The following is an 18586-nucleotide window of genomic DNA, read 5'->3' as shown; positions in this document are numbered from 1 at the left end:
AGATATTAAAAAGCCTTGAAAAAAGGGACCAAAAGGTCCCTTTTTATCGCAGAAATCACGTCTTGATCTCACTATGGCTCAAAAATGTATCTGCTTGAGGCTCTGTGCAGTCGTGGCCATCAGCCTCATGCGGCAATCCCGCTGTGTCGCAGCAGTGCATCCACCTTGGGCTCACGACCACGGAAGGCTCGGAACAGCTCCATCGGCTCCTTCGAGCCCCCCTTCTCCAGAATATTCTTCAGGAAGGATTGGCCGGTGGCCGGGTTGAAGATCCCCTCCTCCTCGAAGCGGGAGAAGGCATCGGCAGAGAGCACCTCGGCCCACTTGTAGCTGTAGTAGCCCGCCGCATAGCCGCCCGCGAAGATGTGGGAGAAGCTGTGCTGGAAGCGGTTGAACGCTGGCGGCGTCATCACTGCTACCTGACTGCGCACCTCATCCAGCAGCGCCGGGAGCTGTGCCGGATTGGCCGGATCAAACTCCTGATGGAGACGGAAGTCGAACAGGGCGAACTCCAGCTGGCGCAGCATCTGCATTGCCGCTTGGAAGTTGCGGGCAGTCAGCATCTTCTCCAGCAGATCGGCAGGCAGCGGCTCGCCGGTCTCGTAGTGGCCGGAGATAAAGGCCAGCGCCTCGGACTCCCAGCACCAGTTCTCGAGGAATTGGCTCGGCAGCTCCACCGCATCCCAGGCCACGCCGTTGATACCGGCGACACCGGCCACATCGATGCGGGTCAGCATGTGGTGAATGCCGTGGCCAAACTCATGGAACAGGGTGACCACTTCGTTGTGGGTGAACAGCGCCGGTTTGCCATCGACCGGGCCGTTGAAGTTGCAGGTCAGGTAGGCGACCGGCTTTTGCAGTGAGCCATCCTGACGATAGCGACGACCCAGGCAGACATCCATCCAGGCGCCGCCCTGCTTGTGCTCGCGGGCGTAGAGGTCGAGGTAGAAGCTGCCGCGCAGCTCATCCTCGGCATCGAAGATATCGTAGAAGCGCACGTCAGGGTGCCAGGTGTCGATGCCGAGGCGCTCGCGCACCTTCATGCCGAACACCCGCTTCACCACCTCGAACAACCCCTTCACCACCTTGCTGGCGGGGAAGTAGGGGCGCAACTGCTCATCGGAGATGGAGAACTTGTGCTGCTTGAGCTTCTCGGCGTAGTAGGCGAGATCCCAGGCGGCCAGCTCGCTCTGACCGTGCTGTTCGGCAGCGAAGGCGCGGATCTCCTCCAGCTCGGCCTTGCCTTGCGGCAGGGATTTGGCCGCCAGATCGGTGAGGAAGCTCACCACCTGTTCGGTCTTGTCCGCCATCTTGGTGGCCAGGGAGAGCTCGGCATAGTTGGCAAAGCCCAGCAACTGAGCCAGTTCGCGGCGCAGGGTGAGCAGCTCGCTCATGATGGCGGAGTTGTCCCACTTGCCGCCATTCGGTCCCTGATCAGAGGCGCGCGTGGTGAAGGCCTCATACATCTCGGCGCGCAGTTCGCGGTTGTCGGCATACATCATCACCGGCAGATAAGAGGGGATATCCAGCGTGAACAGCCACCCCTCTTTGCCCTTTAGCTCGGCCATCTGACGGGCAGCGGCACGCACGCTGTCGGGCAGACCGGCCAATTCGGCTTCATCGGCCACCAGCTTGTGCCAGCCCTGGGTCGCATCCAGCACGTTGTTGCTGAAACGGGAGGCCAGCTCGGAGAGGCGGGCCTGAATCTCGCCGTAACGCTGCTGCGCCTCGGCAGGCAGACCGATGCCGGAGAGGCGGAAGTCACGCAGGGTATTCTGGATCTCCTTGCGCTGGGCGCCGCTCAGCAGCGGGAAATCATCGCTCTGGGAGAGGGCCAGATAGGCCTGATAGAGCCCTTCATGCTGACCGACATAGGTCTGGAATTCGGAGAGCAACGGCAGGCAGGCGTCATGGGCCTCGCGCAGCGCTTCGCTGTTGAGTACGGAGTTGAGGTGGCTGACCGGTGACCAGATCCGTGACAGGCGGTCATTTACCTCTTCCAGCGGGGCAATCAGGCTATCCCAGGTATGGGGATCACGCTGGGCCAGCACATCGCTGATCTTCTGCTTGCAGTCAGCAATCGCCTGAATCACGGCAGGCTGAACCTGCTCCGGCTTGATCTGGCTGAAAGGGGGCAGCGAATCCATTGTCAGCAAAGGGTTATTCATCCCGGTTACCTCTTGTTTGGTCTTGAACAGACCGCTTTAGCAGCTCTGTATGGCTTTCTAACATGTGGCCAAGCCACGCAATAATCAAGCGGGAATCCGCCGCAACCCTGTACTTTTCCAGCCATTGCGACCCGGATCTCTGCCGTTGCTGCAGTTTTGCTATCAACAGCCAGTAACAGAATGAATCTGTGGGCCTTTTTTTGCTCTTACCGCTACTTTCAAGGGGCAAAAAGTCGCCATTTACCGGCGCCACAGCTGCCAGCCAAGTACCGTCATGCTCAATCATGGAAACGGACAAAGTGTGGTAGCTGTAACAAATTATCAATATTTTTCAGTCAATTAGAATCAAAACCAACTATTGATTAATTTATTTTCAAGCATCTATCATAGGCAACCTGCCATGCAGGTCACTTGATTCTCTGTGCTGCACAGAAATCGGGTGAAAAAGGCAAAGTGACCCGAAAGGGCGCGACGCAAAGCCACCGGTCTAAGGGAAAACACCTATGACAGCGGGGCTGCCCCCGGGGACGTCCGGTCACAACCGACGCCCCATCTGCACCGTACGGAGAGACGATGAACAAACTCAAATTATCCCTGCTTGGCTGCCTGCTCGGCATGGGCGCCCCCATGGCATATGCCGCCAGTGCCGGTCAGGCGATGGTCAACCCCCAGTCCGGCGTGGTGGTCGGCTACTGGCACAACTGGTGTGACGGTTCGGGCTACAAGGGCGGTATCGCCCCCTGCGTCAAGCTCGATCAGGCCAACCCGCAATACAACGTGGTCGATGTCTCCTTCATGAAGGTGTATGGCAGCGATCCCATCCCCACCTTCAAACTCGACCCGGCCATCGGCATGAGCGAAAGCCAGTTTATCGAGCAGATTGCCGAGCTGAACCGTCAGGGCCGTTCCGTGCTGCTGGCGCTGGGCGGTGCCGATGCGCACATCGAGCTGCGTACCGGTCAGGAGCAGGCCTTCGCCGACGAGATCATCCGTCTGGTGGAAACCTATGGATTCGACGGCCTGGACATCGATCTGGAGCAGTCCGCCATCACTGCCGCCAACAACCAGACCGTGATCCCGGCGGCCCTGCGTCTGGTCAAGGATCACTACCGCGCCCAGGGGAAAAACTTCCTCATCACCATGGCGCCGGAGTTCCCCTATCTGACCCAGACTGGCGCCTACATCCCCTATATCCGCAATCTGGAAGGCTACTACGACTGGATCAACCCCCAGTTCTACAACCAGGGTGGTGACGGTATCTACATCGATGGGATCGGCTGGATTGCCCAGAACAACGATGCCCTGAAAGAAGAGTTCATCTACTACATGGCGGATTCGCTGAGCAACGGAACCCGCGGCTTCTACAAGATCCCCCATGACAAGCTGGTGTTCGGCATTCCGACCAACATCGACGCCGCCGCCACCGGCTATGTGCAGGATCCGCAGAAGCTCTACAACGCCTTCAACCGCCTGAAGAGCGAGGGGCAACCGCTGCGTGGCGTGATGACCTGGTCCATCAACTGGGACATGGGCCGCAACGCCGCCGGTCAGTCCTACAACGAATCCTTCATCAAGAGCTACGGCCCCTTCATCCACGATCAGGAGATCACGCCGCCGGTCGACAACGGCAAGCCGGTGTTCAGCGGCCTGAGCGATACCCGCATCAAGCAGGGTACCGCCTTTGATCCGCTGGCCGGTGTCAGCGCCAACGACAAGGAAGATGGCGACCTGACTGGCCAGATCCAGGTAGAAGGCTCGGTAGACAGCCAGCGCATCGGCCTCTACCCCCTCACCTACAAGGTGAGCGATCGCGACAACAACGTCACCGAGCAGGTACGTACCATCGAGGTCTACAGCATGAAGCCGGTGTTCAGCGGTGTCACCGACACCACGCTGGAGCTGGGTACCGCTTTCGATCCGATGACCGGCGTCAGCGCCCATGATGAAGAAGATGGCGACCTGACCGCCCAAATCAAGGTCAGCGGCAACGTCGATAGCAGCAAGGTCGGCCGCTACACCCTTACCTATCAGGTGAGCGACAGCGCCGGTCAGCAGGTAACCCAGCAGCGCAACGTGACCGTCAGGGAGCAGGGCGCCGTCTGTGAAAACAGCTGGGATGCCAAGAAGGTCTACGTGGGTGGCGACATCGTCAGCCACAACGGCAAGAACTGGCTGGCAGGCTGGTGGACCCAGAACGAAGAGCCGGGCACCACGGGTGACTGGGGCGTCTGGCGCGTACAGGGCGACAGCGACTGCGGCGGCACAACGCCACCCGCCGAAGGCAGCAGCGACTTCACCGTCAGCGCCATGGCGAGCGAGTACACCATAGTCAACGGTCAGGTCAGCATCCGCTTCAACCTGACCACCGCCAACCCGGTACAGATCACCGCGACTCTGGAGCAGAGCGGCCACAGCCACGGCACCACCAGCAGCCAGGTGAACGGCACCAGTACCCTGGTACTACAGGGCAGCAACGTCACCGATGGCAGCTACGAAGTGGTCATCACCGGTCTGGCTGACGGCCAGCAGCCGGTGGTACAGCGCTTCCCGGTTGCGCTGACCGAAGAGAACAGCGGGGGTGGCGAAGGTGACTACCCGGCCTACGCCCCCAACACCGGCTATCAGTCCGGTGATCGGGTCAGCAATGCCGGTGGCAACTACGAGTGCAAACCCTGGCCCTACAGCGGCTGGTGTGGCGGCTCGACCAGCCATTATGCACCGGGTACCGGCTCTGCCTGGAGCGATGCCTGGATCAAGCTCTGACCTTGCCCCAACCACTAACGGGGGCCGACAGGCCCCCGCCCATATCCTGCCCGTCGGCCACGCTGCAGATGGGCAGGATGCACTGACCCGGACGGGTTAGCCCCTCTCTTTTACATGCTTGCCAAGCACCAAAAAACGTCCAACAACAACCAAGATAAGGAAATCACCATGCCAAGAACCACCAAGCTTGCCACCCTGCTCGGACTGCTGCTGTCGGCCCATGTCGTGGCCGATGAGCGCGAACAAGCCTATTTCAAACAAACCTATCAGGAGCACTACGAACAGATGACGGCGCGCCTCGCCGCGCTGCATCAGAACGCGGCTGACGAGCAGAACGTGATCATCAAGGATGGCAAGCGCCACCTTGCCATCAACGGCCTGCTCTACCCGCTGACGGCGGATAACCACATCCTGTTCGATCTGCCCAAACCCCACTTTTTCGACGAAACAGCCATTCGTAACGTCTTTGATTTCTTCGATGAGGAGTGGGAGCTGACCTGGTACGACGGTGGGGTCGTAGCGGTCAACAAACGCTTTGGCAACTATGACTACGGCAACGGCTGTCTGCTGGAGTACTTCCCCCACGGCCAGATCCAGAATGGCGAACGCACCCGGGTGGTGATGGAGACCAGCTCCTGCAGCGTCAACTCGTTTGCCACCTCGCTGCAATATCTGGACAAAGGCGAGGAGCTGACGGCCGACCAGCTGGGGCTGGACGCCAGCTTGATTACGGCGGTCGAGCGCTATCAGGATCGGCTCTATGTCAGCCAGAACGGCAATCCGGGCCATGTGGCCATTATCGATATCCCGAGCCGCCAGCAGATTGGCGAGATCCGCGGTACCGAAACCGGCAGTGCCACGGCCTACAACCAGGTCAGCGAACTGTTTGTCCGCAACAACCTGCTCTACGTGGTCTCGCGCTACTCGCACCGGGTCGATATCTTCGATCTGGCCGACGAGCATCGCCATGTCACCACCCTGGGAACCGGTCGGGATTCCGGCAGCAACAGCCTGCACCGCGCCCAGGCCGTCTTTGCCAATCAGGATTACGTGCTGGTGGCCGATGCGCTGAGCGAGATCAAGGTCTACCGCCAGCAGGATGTGACGCCGGAGAACAGCCTCAAGACCCCCATCGCCGGTCGGCTCGCCTTTGAAGGAAAATACAGCCACCGTCTGGTGCAACTCCATCAGGTGGGTGACTATCTCCTGGCCCATACAGCCGGCAAAAACTACTACATCTATGACTTGCGCAAACTGGCTGATGCCATCGCCAGCAACACCCCGCTGGCGCCTGAGCAGGTGATCGCAGACAGCAATCTGCAAAAAATCGACATGGATGACGATCGGCTGGTGGTGAACTTCAAGGACCGCATCGAGTGGCATGATGCCGATACCCTGATCGCCAACGACTTTCAGTTCAAGAACCCGACCTTTACTGTCCGGGAGATCAACCAGCAGCCCGTGGCGGCGCTGAAAGATCTCCAGCTGGCGGGCTCGGCGCTTGTCACCGCCAACGAACGCGGCCTGGGTTTCAACCAGCTGCTGAGCAAGGAGATCAGCTTCACGGCCGACGAGCAGTTGCCGGCTCGCCCGCTGATCTTCGATAAGCTGATGCCGGCCACAGTCAGCTACATACTGCGCAATGACGAACCCTACGAGGTGTTGATCGATCGCGCCCTGCGTTCGGTCAACATCAATTCGCTGGTCAAGACTGAGCTGCTTGATAACGACACGGTGCGCATCACCAACTATGCCGCCAGAGAGCTGCATGACATCAATATCGAGTCACGCCTGAACGGTATCAACAAGTGGCTGATCCTGGGCCAGCTCGATCGCCTGCCCGCCTATGCCCAAATCACCCTGCCACTGAGCGCCTTTGGCGAGCAGGGACGCTTCAACAGCGCCAGCCGCGATGGCGTGTTTGATCTCAACAACCTGCTCGACAACAGCATCAATCTGCCTGCCCAGTTCGAGCACAGGTTCAGCTCCAACTCGGATCCGTTTGCCCAGAAGCTGGCACGCCTCAAGCCAAGCTGGAACGTGCGCTTCGCCACCAACACCAGCGGCTCCTGGCGCCCCATCAATGCCCTCTACGCTCGCGAATGGCTGATCATCGCCACCAACCTGGCCTACATGGTCTCGACCGAGGAGTTCAGGCACGTCTGGTACAACTTCAAGGCGGTGAACGGCTACGAGATGTTCGGCAATGGCGGCAACAGCTATGTGCCGAACGGCATCTTTACGGCCGCCGATTATGACTACTACTACCACAGCCTGATGAAGCGCCCCTACCTCAACCTGGGGATCACCGCCATGGGGGGCGGGCTCGGGAGTGGTGGCATCACCGGGGTCGATACCTTTAACTTTGTCAGCCACTACTACGGCGGCTGGGGCATCATTGCCCACGAATTTGGCCACGGCTTCGATGGGAAGTCCTACAGCCATGAGAGCGCGTTTGCCCGTGGCAGCCACGGCTGGCATCCCCTGATGACGGGTATGGCCAACTACCATATTCGCAAGGGCGACCTGCCTTATCTGGACGATGATCTCAACGGCTTCCACAAGCCGGAAAACGACATCTATCGCTACAACTCGGTCAGCCAGGGGGCTCGCAAGCACCGCGCTGACAGCCACATGTACTATACCGACCACTACTTCATGCAATTCTCCACCATGCCGCAAGGCTGGGTAGCCAACGGCAGCGACTTCAGTGCCGGGCAGCTGGCGGCCCTGAACAATCAGGAGCGACTGCTGATGGGCTGGATCCCCAAGGAGTCGGAGAAAGGCAATCTCTGCCGGTTCACCTTCCAGGATGGCGAGCAGTACTACGGCTACGTCGAACAGCAGGCTGATGGTCTGCTCTGTGATGCCGGATCCCTGATCCGTTATCGTCAGCCCGATGGCCAGTTTGTGCCGCTGGTCTCGGCCATCAACCAGTTTGACTGGCTGTCACTCCACCACAAGGGCAAGCTGGATCAGCCAGTGCTGCACCAGAATGGTCGCCAGCTCTGCTACAAGAATGTGGCGGGCTTTTACGGTATCGGCTTCGTCAATGACAACAAACAGTGCACCCAGTTGCCCAACGTCTATCAGACCAATGGCAAGCACTGGCTGACCAGCTCCGGCTGGACCGGTCTGACCTACCTGAGCGGAGACTTCATCCTGCCCACGACCGGTAGCAGCAGTGACTTCACCGTCACCGACCTGGCGTCTGAATATTCCATCGTCAACGGCACGCTCGACTTCAGCCTGACGCTGACCACCGCCAACCCGGTGACCGTCACCGCGACCCTGTTGCAGGATGGCAATCCGGTCGCCACCGGCAGCGCCCTGATCGATGGTCAGGGTTCCCTGCAGCTGACGCAGCCGGGCCTTGCGGCCGGCAGTTACGAGCTGTTGCTGGCGGGCATGGCTGAGGGGAGCAAGCAGGGCTTCGAGCGCCGCTTCACCCTGACGTTGGTGGAACAGGCTCCGGGTGGTGACAGTGACGGTGGTAACGGCAGCTACCCGGCCTATGTTGCGGGCACCGCTTATCAGAGTGGCGAACGGGTCAGCAATGCAGGTGACGACTACGAGTGCAAACCCTGGCCCTACAGCGGCTGGTGTGGCGGCTCGACCAGCCACTATGCACCGGGTACCGGCAGCCACTGGAGCGATGCCTGGACCAAGCTGTAATCAGCTATCAGTAACGAAAGAGGGGAGCCATCGGCTCCCCTCTTTTCTATCCGTTACACGCTCGGTCACGTCAGCTTAACGGGCATCTTCCTTCAACCACTGCGCCACGCGCTTGGCGAAATAGGTGAGGATGCCATCGGCCCCGGCCCGCTTGAAGCAGAGCAGGGACTCCATGATGGTCTCCTTCTCTTTCAGCCAGCCGTTCTGGATCGCCGCCATGTGCATAGCGTACTCGCCGCTCACCTGATAGGCGAAGGTCGGCACGCCGAACTGATCCTTCACCTGACGAACCACGTCCAGATAGGGCATACCCGGCTTGACCATCACGCTGTCGGCCCCTTCCTGAATATCCAGCGCCACTTCGTGCAGGGCTTCGTTACTGTTGGCCGGATCCATCTGATAGGTGGCCTTGTTGCTCTTGCCGAGGTTGCCGGCAGAGCCAACCGCATCACGGAACGGGCCGTAGTAGCAGGAGGCATACTTGGCGGAGTAGGCCATGATCTGGGTGTTGATGAAGCCGTTCTCTTCCAGCGCCGCGCGGATGGCACCGATGCGGCCATCCATCATGTCGGACGGCGCGACGATATCGACCCCGGCTTCGGCGTGGGAGAGCGCCTGCTTGATCAGGATCTCGGTGGTGATGTCGTTCAGCACATAGCCTTCATCATCTATGATGCCGTCCTGACCGTGGGTGGTGAACGGATCGAGCGCCACGTCGGTGATCACCCCGAGCTCCGGGAAGCGAGCCTTGAGGGCGCGCACGGTGCGCTGGGCCAGCCCGTTCGGGTTGTAGGCCTCTTCCGCCATCAGGCTCTTGCTCTCCAGCGGGGTCACCGGGAACAGGGCAATGGCAGGCACGCCCAGCTCCACCAACTCGGCAGCCTCTTCCAACAGCAGATCGATGGAGAGACGCTCTACCCCCGGCATGGAGGGAACGGCTTCCCGACGGTTCTCCCCCTCCAGCACGAACACCGGATAGATGAGATCGTTGACGGTCAGTACGTTCTCGCGCACCAGACGACGGCTGAAATCATGTTTGCGCAGACGGCGCAGGCGGCGGCCCGGAAAGGCGCCCGGAAGAGTTGTAGCCATGAATCACTCCTGGAGAGGAAGTTGGAAGAACGCGGCGGAGGTGGCCCGGGTATGGGCCAGCAAGGCCTCGGGCGCTTCACCACGACAGGCCGCCACCACTTGGGCGATGTGCGGCAAAAAAGCGGGTTCGTTGCGTTTCGGGCGCGGTTTCAGATCCCGCGGTACCAGATAGGGTGCGTCGGTCTCGATCATCAGCCGACCGGCCGGAATGCGGGCCACCTGTTCGCGCAGAAGCTGACCGCGGCGCTCGTCGCAGAGCCAGCCGGTCACCCCGATATGCAGCCCCAGCGCCAGACACTCGTCCAGCTCCTCGTCGGAACCGGTGAAGCAGTGCAGCACGGCTCCCGGTAGTTTCGGCAACCAGGGACGGAGGATCTCGATAAAGCGGGCGTGGGCATCGCGGCAGTGGAGAAACACCGGCATACGGAGCTCGGCAGCCAGTGCCAGCTGGGCGTCGAACACAGCGTCCTGCACCGGGCGGGGGGAGAAGTCGCGGTTGTAGTCGAGGCCGCACTCGCCAATAGCCACCACCTGCGGCAAGGCTGCCAGCTCGCGCAAGGCGGGCAGGGTCGCCTCATCGACACTCTTGGCGTCGTGGGGATGGATCCCGGCGGTGGAGAAGCAGTAGCCCGGCCAGCGGGCGGCCAACCCGGCGCTCTCGCGGCTACCAGCCAGATCGGTACCGGTGAGGATCAGCGCTTCCACTCCGGCGGCGCGGGCACGGGCCACCAGCTCAGGCTGTTCACCGGTGAACTGGCTGCTGGTCAGGTTTAAACCGATATCGATCATGGAATGAGACGTTCCGAACAAAAGGAATACATATCAGGTATTTGAAAACCATCTACCGAATGGGGTCTTACCATACGCCTCGAACGGGAGCATGAAAAGAGGAAGGGAGCCTCAGCTCCCCTCGTTCTGCTATTCCTGCGGACTTCGTCATCCTCTCGCCGTCCGGCAAACAGGTGACGAACAGAGCCTCAGCTCTCCACATCCGGTTGTTCCTGTTGCTCTTCATCCTCTTTCTTCACGTAGAAGCGGGCGAAGAACAGACCTATCTCCCACAGCGCCCACATCGGAATGGCGAGCAGGGTCTGGGAGAAGACATCAGGCGGCGTCAGCAGCATGCCGACCACAAACACCCCGACAACGACGTAGGGACGTTTCTCCTTCAGGTTTTGCGGTGTGGTCACGCCGGTCCAGCAGAGCAGTATGGTCGCCACCGGAATTTCGAACGCCACCCCGAACGCGAAGAACAGGGTCAGTACGAAGTCCAGATAGCTGGCGATGTCGGTCGCCACCGTCACCCCGGCAGGGGCGGTACTGGTGAAGAAACCGAACACCAGCGGGAACACCACGTAGTAGGCGAACGCCATCCCCGCATAGAACAGCAGGGCACTGGAGACCACCAACGGCATGATGAGCCGCCGCTCATGCTGGTACAGACCGGGGGCGATAAAGGCCCAGGCCTGATAGAGCAGATAGGGGATCGCCACGAAGAAGGAGACCACCAGCGTCAGCTTGATCGGCGTCAGGAAGGGGGTCGCCACATCCGTCGCGATCATGCTGGTCCCTTCCGGCAGCTGGCTGAGCAGCGGCTGAGCCACGAAGTCGTAGATGTTGTTGGAGAAGTAGATCAGCGCCAGAAACACCACGAGGATGGCGGTAATGGAGCGCAGCAAGCGGGTTCTCAGCTCAACCAGATGGCTGATCAGGGGTTGTTCGGCCTGACTCATGGCTTCACCTCCCCTTTTACTGCGGAGTCGCTGACCGGCACCGGCTCACTCTCCCGCTGGCTGTTGACCGGCGGCACGTCGTGGCTCAGCTGCACTGCAGGCTCAACCGGCGTGGCAGGCTCCGCCTGGGCGACCGGCTCGGGGCGCGGCGGACGGATCTCGTTCTCCACCTGATAGGGGCGATTGACCGACTGGGCCGCCGCCTTGAGCTGTTCGATGGACTCCTGCAGCTCGGGGCTCAGGTTGCTCATCTGCAACTGTTCGGCCTTCTTGAGGTCGTTATGCAGCTCTTGCAACTTGAGCTCCTGCTCCAGCTCGGACTTGACCGAGTTCGCGGTCGAACGAATGAGGCGGATCCAGTGGGTAGCCGTGCGGATGGCAACCGGCAGCCGCTCGGGCCCCAGTACCACCAGTGCTACCACACCGATAACGACCAGCTCCCAAAAACCGATATCGAACATGGCTTAGGCCTGGTCTTTGTCTTTCTGTTTGGCGGTCTCACTGCTCTGAGTGGCCGCTTCGTTCAGCTGTTTCGGGGGAAACTCGGCATCTTTCTGCTCGGCCTTGGCATCAGCCGGCTCGTCGGAGAGGGCTTTCTTGAACCCTTTGACCGCCGCGCCCAGATCACCGCCAATGCCGCGCAGTTTCTTGGTACCGAACAGCAGCACGACGATGACTGCAATGATCAACAATTGCCAAATACTGATACCACCCATGATTTTCTCTCCAGAACAGGCGCCTGACGGCGCGGTTGTTGATTAATGGGAACGGGTTCGCAACCAGCCGACCAGCCAGCAGAGGGCTGCACCGGCGAGACTGGCTTGTCCCCACTCAATGTGTTGTTTTTGGGTCAGCAAGAATACACCCGCCAATAGCAGGCTGGCTCCAACCCCTAAGAGGTAGCGGGCCTGCCCCTGCCGACGGCTGTGACGGCGGAATTCGGCAAACATCTGGTCGAAATGACGCTGCTGATGACGGGTCTGGCGCAGAGTCTCATAGACCAGCTCCGGCAGCTCCGGCAGCTTCTCGGCCCAGAATGGCGCCTTCTCCTTGATGGCGTTCAATACCGACTTGGGCCCGACCTGTTCGTGCATCCAGTTTTCGAGGAACGGCTTGGCGGTCTGCCACAAATCGAGCTGCGGGTAGAGCTGACGCCCCAACCCTTCCACATAGAGCAGGGTCTTTTGCAGCAGCACCAGCTGCGGCTGCACCGTCATATGGAAGCGACGGGCAGTGTTGAACAGGTTGAGCAGCACATGACCGAACGAAATTTCGGAGAGCGGCTTCTCGAAGATGGGCTCCAGCACGGTGCGGATGGCGAACTCGAACTCATCCACCTTGGTGTCTGCCGGTACCCAACCCGACTCCACGTGCAGCTCCGCCACGCGGCGATAGTCACGGTTGAAAAAGGCGAGGAAATTCTCCGCCAGATAGCGTTTGTCTTCCCGATTGAGGGTACCGACGATACCGCAGTCGATGCCGATCCAGAGCGGGTTTTCCGGATGTTCGTAAGAGACGAAGATGTTGCCCGGGTGCATGTCGGCATGGAAGAAGCTGTCGCGGAACACCTGGGTGAAGAAGACCTCCACCCCGCGCTCGGCCAGCAGCTTCATATTGGTGCCGTTGGCTTCCAGCGCTGGAATGTCGGAGACCGGAATACCGTAGATGCGCTCCATCACCAGCACCTGCTCGCGGCAGAGGTCGGTGATGATTTCAGGCACATAGAGCGCTTCGGAGCCGGTGAAGTTGCGGCGCAGCTGGATGGCGTTGGCCGCTTCGCGCATCAGATTCAGCTCGTCGAGGATGGTCTTGCGATACTCCTCCACCACCTCGATGGGGCGCAGTCGCGCGCTCTGGGGCACGAAGCGGGCCACCAGACGTGCCAGCGCCTGCATCAACCGCAGGTCGGCCTCGATGACAGGTTCGATGTCGGGACGGATCACCTTGATGACGATCTCGCGGCCACTCTCCTTCAGGCGGGCGGTATGCACCTGCGCGATGGAGGCCGACGCCAGCGGCGTCTCGTCGAAGTCGTCAAACAGGGTTTCGATGGGACAACCCAGGCTCAGCTCGATCTGCTGGCGCGCCGCCTGACCACAGAAGGGGGGCACCCTGTCCTGCAGCAGAGCCAGCTCCTCGGCGATATCCGGCGGCAGCAGGTCGCGGCGGGTCGAGAGCATCTGGCCAAACTTGATGAAGATGGGGCCCAGAGCCTCGAAGGCGAGGCGGATGCGGGCACCGCGGCTGAGATCCGGCTGCTTGTTCTTGAGCCAGAACAGGGAGCGACGGGCCAGACGACCCGGCCAGGGTTGATAGCGGGCGGGCACCAGCTCGTCGATGCCCTGCTCCAGCAGGATGGTGATGATGCGATAGAGGCGTTTGAACTCCTTCGGGGTCATCAGGTCACCTGCTGTTCGAAGCGGGCCAGCCGCAGTTCGACGGCCTTGAGCTGCTGGGCCAGCACCTCGACGTCATCGTTGAAACTCGCCACTTCCAGCGGGCCGGGGGCGAGGCGGGCCTCTTCGGTCAGATATTCCGCCAGCTGGCTGCGGGTGCGGCACAGCTCGCGACCGACCAGGCGACGCGCCTGACGGGCACCACTGAACAGGGTGTGGGCCAGCACATCGCCGGTATAGCGCGACAGCTCCTCCTCCCAGTCGATATCCAGCTCACCCAGCAGCAGGCTGAATGCCTGTACCAGCTGGGGATCACCGCTCAGATCCAGCTTCTCCTCGCGGATATAGCGGGTCAGAGCGGACGGGTCTTTCAGCAGACCGAGGGCGGTCAGCGACAGGCTGAGCACCGCATCGGCCTCCCCTTCATGCTGGGCCAGCACATCCAGCCGACGCTCGGAGAAGACGAACCAGAGCGGCTTGAGTTCACGCAGCTCCAGCTTGAGCACCTTGCCCACCAGTTTGCGCAGCCGCTCCGGACTCTGTTTGTCCAGCGCCAGCAACTGGTTGAGGCTGGTTTCGATCACCGCGGTGACCATGGCATCCATCGGCATAGGCAACCTTAAAACTTGTAACCGCGGTGCAGGGCGACCACACCCTGAGTCAGATTGAAGTATTCCACCTGCTCGAAACCGACATTTTCCATCATGCCAGCCAGGGTCTGCTGATCCGGGTGCATGCGGATGGACTCTGCCAGATATTTGTAGCTTTCACTGTCGTTCGCGACGATTTCGCCCATTTTCGGCAGCAGTTTGAAGGAGTAGAGGTCATAGAGCTTGGCGATCACTTCGCTGACCGGCTTGGAGAACTCCAGCACCAGCAGACGGCCACCCGGCTTGAGCACGCGGAACATGGAGGCGAGCGCCTTGTCCTTGTCGGTGACGTTGCGCAGGCCGAAGCCGATGGTAATCACGTCGAAGTGGTTATCCGGGAAGGGGAGCGCCTCGGCATTGGCCTGCACGTAGGAGACGTTGTTGGCGACCCCCAGATTGCGCAGCTTGTCGCGGCCCACTTTCAGCATGGAGTCGTTGATATCCGCCAGCACCACCTGACCGGTCTCGCCGACGATGCGGGAGAACTTGGCGGTCAAGTCACCGGTACCACCGGCCAGATCCAGCACCTTCTGGCCCTTGCGCACACCGGAACAGTCGATGGTGAAGCGCTTCCACAGGCGGTGGATGCCGAACGACATCAGATCGTTCATCAGATCATACTTGGCTGCCACCGAATGGAAGACACCTGCTACCAGAGTTTCCTTCTCGGTCGCGGCCACGGTTTTAAAGCCAAAATGCGTTGTCGTTGCTTGTTCTGACATCCCTTAAACACCCATAGAGCAAAGAATGGCCGCCAGTTTACCAGAGCCACTGGCGTCCGGACACCTTAAACCCGGCTCGCAACCAACTGCATGCCCAGCACCACCATGGCCAGACAGAGGAAGAGGTTGAGACCGATGTTGAGCAGCGCTTTCAGATAGGCCCCATGTTGAGCCAGCACGACCGTATCGAGGGCAAAGGAAGAAAACGTGGTCAGGGCACCGAGGATCCCCACCATCAGCAGCGGCTTCATCGGGTGTTCTACCACATGACCATGACTGATGAGGGCGAACGCCACCCCCATGATGAAAGAGCCCACCACGTTGACCACCAGAGTCCCGTAAGGAAAGTGGCGCCCCAGCAGCAAGGCCATCAGTTCGGCAATTCCAAAACGAAGGCAGGCGCCGATGGCGCCCCCTGCAGCAACATAGAACCAGGTTTGCATGGTGTCACTCCCTCAGGGTCAGGCCGCCATTATGTCGCAATGGCGGCCCTTGTGCCCAGAGGCGGAACTAATCGACATCCAGCCTGATTGAAATCTCAGCGGCGAAAATCGATGGGCTCGGGCTGACCCAGCACGATTTCGGTCTGGGCCGGGCGGGTCTGGGCAATCACCTTACCGTGACGAATTGAATAACGCACTGGCACCTGACGGCGCACCGCATCGAAGCCGTTCTCGGCAGGCAGGATCAACAGGTTGGCCGGTTTGCCCACCTCGATACCATAGCGATCCCGCACATTCAGGGTGCGGGCGCTGTGGCTGCTGATCAGCTTCAGACCGTCGTTGATCTGCTCGTAACCCATGATCTGGCAGACATGCAGCCCCATGTGCAGCACCTGCAACATGTTGGCAGTGCCCATGGGGTACCAGGGGTCGAACACGTCGTCGTGACCGAAGCAGACGTTGATGTTCGCCTCCAGCATCTCCTTCACCCGGGTAATGCCACGGCGTTTGGGATAGGTATCGAACCGCCCCTGCAGGTGAATGTTCACCAGCGGATTGGCCACGAAGTTGATGTCCGCCATCTTCAGCAGCCGGAACAGGCGGGAAGCATAAGCGCCGTTGTAAGAGTGCATGGCGGTGGTGTGACTGGCCGTCACCCGATGGCCGATACCCCGCTCGTAGGCCAGGGTTGCCAGCGTCTCGATAAAGCGGGACTGCTCGTCATCTATCTCATCGCAGTGCACATCGACCAGAACCTGATACTTCTCGGCAAGATCGAAGATGTAGTGCAGACTTTCGACCCCATATTCCCGGGTAAACTCGAAATGGGGGATCGCGCCAATCACGTCGGCACCCAGCTTGAGTGCCTCCTCCAGCAGTGCCTTGCCATTGGGGTAGGAGAGGATCCCCTCCTGCGGGAAGGCGACGATCTGCAGCTCCACCCACTCCTTCATCTCCTCCCGCACCTCCAGCATCGCCTTGAGCGCCACCAGATTGGGATCGGAGACATCGACGTGAGTACGGACGAACTGGATGCCGTTGGCGATCTGCCACTTCAGCGTCTGGATGGCGCGCTGTTTCACATCCTCATGGGTCAGCAGCGCCTTGCGCTCGGCCCAGCGCTCGATCCCCTCGAACAGAGTGCCGGAGAGATTCCAGCTCGGCTCACCCGCCGTCTGGGTGGTATCGAGGTGAATGTGGGGTTCGATAAAGGGGGCGATCGCCAGACCGCCCTCCCCGTCCAGCACCCGACCGGCGACGGCATGCTCGTCATGGGGTTCGATGGCGGTGATGACCCCATCCTGACAACGGAGCTGCCACAACCCTTCCCGATCGGCCAAACGAATATGTTGAATCAGCATTTGTTAGCTTCCTGTACCAGAACCGGCCGCTGGGTGAGGCGAACCAGAATGAAATAGGTGAAGGCGGCGCCCAATACCGCGTTGAGTGGCACTATGCCCGGCAGCCACTTGCCGACAGCCACCCCGACTGCCGTGGCGACCAGCGCCTGCCAGCGCACCGTCTCGAACTGCTGCTCGGCAAATTGACGGTAACGCTCACGATTGAGCAGGAAATCCATGATGATAATGCCACCGATCGGCGGAATTGCCGTACTCAAAAAGGCCAGCCAGCCGACAAAGTTGTTGTAAAGCCAGAGGGCGCAAGCCGTACCGATGAGCCCGTTGATCACGCTGAGCGGCTTGCTCTTGAGGCCGGTAATGTTGGCAAAACCGAGGCCGGAGGCATAGAGCGCGTTGTCGTTGGTGGTCCAGATATTGAGGCCGAGCACCAGAATGGCGGGGATCAGCAGTCCCTGCATCAGCATCACTTCCGAGATATCGGCCTGACCGGTCACGGCCGCACCGGCTGCGCCGAAGACGAACATTAGCGTGTTGCCCAAAAAAAACGCCACCATGGTAATCATGACGGCGCCCCAGGGTTTGCGACCAAAGCGAACAAAGTCGGCGGTCAGGGTTCCTGCACTGATAAAGGAACCAACCACCATGGTCAACGCCGTGGTGAACTCGATGGGATTGCTTGGTTGTACCTGCTGCAGTGCAGCCATGCCACCGGTCGAGGTCACCGCCAGCCAGACCGAGTAGCCGCCAAGCAGTGCAATGGCCGGTACGGCCACAAAGCTCAGCACCATCAGGGCGGAGATGCCGAAGTAGACGGTCACCGTCATCAACATGCCCGAAATGGCGATCAGCCAGTTCACATCTATGCCGGTCGCCTTCTGCACCGGCAGGGCAAACATCGCCACACCAACGCCAAACCAGCCGACCTGAGTACCGCCCAGCAGCAGGGATGGCAGCCAGGAACCTTTGACGCCGAAGGAGTATCGCGCCAGCAGATGGGTAGAGAGACCGGTTGAAGCACCGATATAACCGAGACAGGCGGTATAGATCCCCAGCAACAGGTTGCCGATCAGTACCGCCTTGATGAAGTCGTCAAACACCAGACCGGTACCCAGCGCACCACCGGTCCACATGCTGGCAGAGAAGAACGTCAGGCCAAGCATCACCAGCATCAGCGACAGCACTCCTTTGCGCCCTTTGGCGGGTACCGCCCCCAAACAGTATTCGTTATCCTGCGCCATGCTCTCTCTCCACGTAATAGGCAAAACGCGCCGGATTTTACATGTAAAACGTTTTACGTCAATCAATCATGGTTAAATCTCTGGATAAAACCATCAATAGCAGTCAAATGAGTAACACATTGGGACTCAAACCAGCAGATAAACAGTGTCGGCTGCAAGTAGAGGGGGTTGCGGGAATAGGGAATGTAAGGGGATATCACAAAAATGACAGATGCAAAAAAGCCTCCCTTTTCAGGGAGGCTTTCTATTTAATGGTGCTGATACCCAGAATCGAACTGGGGACCTCATCCTTACCAAGGATGCGCTCTACCGACTGAGCCATATCAGCACACTAACCGGTAAAGA

Annotated in this window: 14 protein-coding genes, 1 tRNA gene and 1 riboswitch; of the genes, 2 read left to right on the top strand and 13 right to left on the bottom strand. The window is 60.0% G+C overall.

The features are described from left to right. Positions 1–125: 125 nt before the first annotated feature. On the bottom strand, positions 126–2168 hold the full coding sequence (gene prlC, locus AB5Y67_RS00660; protein WP_199428545.1) for an oligopeptidase A: 2043 nt from the start codon (positions 2166–2168) through the stop codon (positions 126–128). 437 nt (positions 2169–2605) lie between these two features. Then, a riboswitch (cyclic di-GMP riboswitch) is annotated at positions 2606–2691 on the top strand. Positions 2692–2741: 50 nt separating this feature from the next. Here prlC and AB5Y67_RS00655 point away from each other — a divergent pair. Both AB5Y67_RS00655 and AB5Y67_RS00650 read left to right on the top strand, forming a co-directional pair. Further along, complete coding sequence (locus tag AB5Y67_RS00655; RefSeq protein ID WP_199416337.1) at positions 2742–4931, top strand: immunoglobulin-like domain-containing protein; 2190 nt, start codon at positions 2742–2744, stop codon at positions 4929–4931. Positions 4932–5099: 168 nt separating this feature from the next. Continuing rightward, entirely contained in the window at positions 5100–8606 is a 3507-nt protein-coding gene (locus AB5Y67_RS00650) for a hypothetical protein (RefSeq protein WP_199428546.1), read from the top strand. 75 nt (positions 8607–8681) lie between these two features. Here AB5Y67_RS00650 and hemB read toward each other — a convergent pair whose 3' ends face one another. From hemB to AB5Y67_RS00590, 12 genes are all read right to left on the bottom strand, one after another. After that, entirely contained in the window at positions 8682–9698 is a 1017-nt protein-coding gene (gene hemB, locus AB5Y67_RS00645; protein WP_005357271.1) for a porphobilinogen synthase, read from the bottom strand. A gap of 3 nt (positions 9699–9701) precedes the next feature. Continuing rightward, positions 9702–10487 (bottom strand): TatD family hydrolase, encoded by a 786-nt coding sequence (locus AB5Y67_RS00640; RefSeq protein ID WP_199428547.1) that lies wholly within the window; start codon positions 10485–10487, stop codon positions 9702–9704. 188 nt (positions 10488–10675) lie between these two features. Continuing rightward, positions 10676–11431 (bottom strand): twin-arginine translocase subunit TatC, encoded by a 756-nt coding sequence (gene tatC, locus AB5Y67_RS00635; RefSeq protein ID WP_005342401.1) that lies wholly within the window; start codon positions 11429–11431, stop codon positions 10676–10678. Beyond that, complete coding sequence (tatB, locus tag AB5Y67_RS00630; protein WP_005342398.1) at positions 11428–11892, bottom strand: Sec-independent protein translocase protein TatB; 465 nt, start codon at positions 11890–11892, stop codon at positions 11428–11430. Before tatB ends, tatC begins: the two co-directional genes overlap by 4 nt. A gap of 3 nt (positions 11893–11895) precedes the next feature. After that, the gene (tatA, locus tag AB5Y67_RS00625) at positions 11896–12147 is read right to left on the bottom strand and encodes a Sec-independent protein translocase subunit TatA (protein ID WP_005339385.1); all 252 of its coding nucleotides are present in this window, start codon (positions 12145–12147) and stop codon (positions 11896–11898) included. A 42-nt stretch (positions 12148–12189) separates the two neighbouring features. Further along, positions 12190–13830 carry a ubiquinone biosynthesis regulatory protein kinase UbiB gene (gene ubiB / locus AB5Y67_RS00620; protein WP_005339383.1) on the bottom strand — a complete coding sequence of 547 codons (1641 nt, stop codon included), beginning with the start codon at positions 13828–13830 and terminating at the stop codon, positions 12190–12192. Beyond that, entirely contained in the window at positions 13830–14438 is a 609-nt protein-coding gene (locus AB5Y67_RS00615) for an SCP2 domain-containing protein (RefSeq protein WP_064339051.1), read from the bottom strand. The genes ubiB and AB5Y67_RS00615 overlap by 1 nt, the downstream gene beginning before the upstream one ends. 8 nt (positions 14439–14446) lie before the next feature. Further along, positions 14447–15199, bottom strand: coding sequence for a bifunctional demethylmenaquinone methyltransferase/2-methoxy-6-polyprenyl-1,4-benzoquinol methylase UbiE (gene ubiE / locus AB5Y67_RS00610; protein WP_005342396.1), 753 nt, complete (start codon positions 15197–15199; stop codon positions 14447–14449). 65 nt (positions 15200–15264) lie between these two features. Beyond that, positions 15265–15642 (bottom strand): fluoride efflux transporter CrcB, encoded by a 378-nt coding sequence (crcB, locus tag AB5Y67_RS00605; RefSeq protein ID WP_005339378.1) that lies wholly within the window; start codon positions 15640–15642, stop codon positions 15265–15267. A gap of 95 nt (positions 15643–15737) precedes the next feature. Then, positions 15738–17003: a cytosine deaminase gene (locus tag AB5Y67_RS00600; protein ID WP_064339052.1), complete on the bottom strand. Its 1266-nt coding sequence runs from the start codon at positions 17001–17003 to the stop codon at positions 15738–15740. Further along, positions 16997–18241: a cytosine permease gene (gene codB / locus AB5Y67_RS00595; protein ID WP_064339053.1), complete on the bottom strand. Its 1245-nt coding sequence runs from the start codon at positions 18239–18241 to the stop codon at positions 16997–16999. Before codB ends, AB5Y67_RS00600 begins: the two co-directional genes overlap by 7 nt. A gap of 252 nt (positions 18242–18493) precedes the next feature. Next, positions 18494–18569: transfer RNA gene (locus AB5Y67_RS00590), tRNA-Thr, on the bottom strand. Positions 18570–18586 lie beyond the last annotated feature (17 nt).

The sequence above is a fragment of the Aeromonas sp. s12 genome (assembly GCF_040907925.1).
GTDB classification, from domain to species: Bacteria; Pseudomonadota; Gammaproteobacteria; order Enterobacterales; family Aeromonadaceae; genus Aeromonas; species Aeromonas veronii.
The sequence above is the reverse complement of the archived record's forward strand: the minus strand, read 5'-3'. Positions and strand labels throughout refer to the sequence as shown.

Bases quoted from the DNA above. Each gene is read 5' to 3' on its own strand.
- prlC (WP_199428545.1), bottom strand. From the start codon at position 2,168: ATGAATAACCCTTTGCTGACAATGGATTCGCTGCCCCCTTTCAGCCAG.
- AB5Y67_RS00655 (WP_199416337.1), top strand. From the start codon at position 2,742: ATGAACAAACTCAAATTATCCCTGCTTGGCTGCCTGCTCGGCATGGGC.
- AB5Y67_RS00650 (WP_199428546.1), top strand. From the start codon at position 5,100: ATGCCAAGAACCACCAAGCTTGCCACCCTGCTCGGACTGCTGCTGTCG.
- hemB (WP_005357271.1), bottom strand. From the start codon at position 9,698: ATGGCTACAACTCTTCCGGGCGCCTTTCCGGGCCGCCGCCTGCGCCGT.
- AB5Y67_RS00640 (WP_199428547.1), bottom strand. From the start codon at position 10,487: ATGATCGATATCGGTTTAAACCTGACCAGCAGCCAGTTCACCGGTGAA.
- tatC (WP_005342401.1), bottom strand. From the start codon at position 11,431: ATGAGTCAGGCCGAACAACCCCTGATCAGCCATCTGGTTGAGCTGAGA.
- tatB (WP_005342398.1), bottom strand. From the start codon at position 11,892: ATGTTCGATATCGGTTTTTGGGAGCTGGTCGTTATCGGTGTGGTAGCA.
- tatA (WP_005339385.1), bottom strand. From the start codon at position 12,147: ATGGGTGGTATCAGTATTTGGCAATTGTTGATCATTGCAGTCATCGTC.
- ubiB (WP_005339383.1), bottom strand. From the start codon at position 13,830: ATGACCCCGAAGGAGTTCAAACGCCTCTATCGCATCATCACCATCCTG.
- AB5Y67_RS00615 (WP_064339051.1), bottom strand. From the start codon at position 14,438: ATGCCGATGGATGCCATGGTCACCGCGGTGATCGAAACCAGCCTCAAC.
- ubiE (WP_005342396.1), bottom strand. From the start codon at position 15,199: ATGTCAGAACAAGCAACGACAACGCATTTTGGCTTTAAAACCGTGGCC.
- crcB (WP_005339378.1), bottom strand. From the start codon at position 15,642: ATGCAAACCTGGTTCTATGTTGCTGCAGGGGGCGCCATCGGCGCCTGC.
- AB5Y67_RS00600 (WP_064339052.1), bottom strand. From the start codon at position 17,003: ATGCTGATTCAACATATTCGTTTGGCCGATCGGGAAGGGTTGTGGCAG.
- codB (WP_064339053.1), bottom strand. From the start codon at position 18,241: ATGGCGCAGGATAACGAATACTGTTTGGGGGCGGTACCCGCCAAAGGG.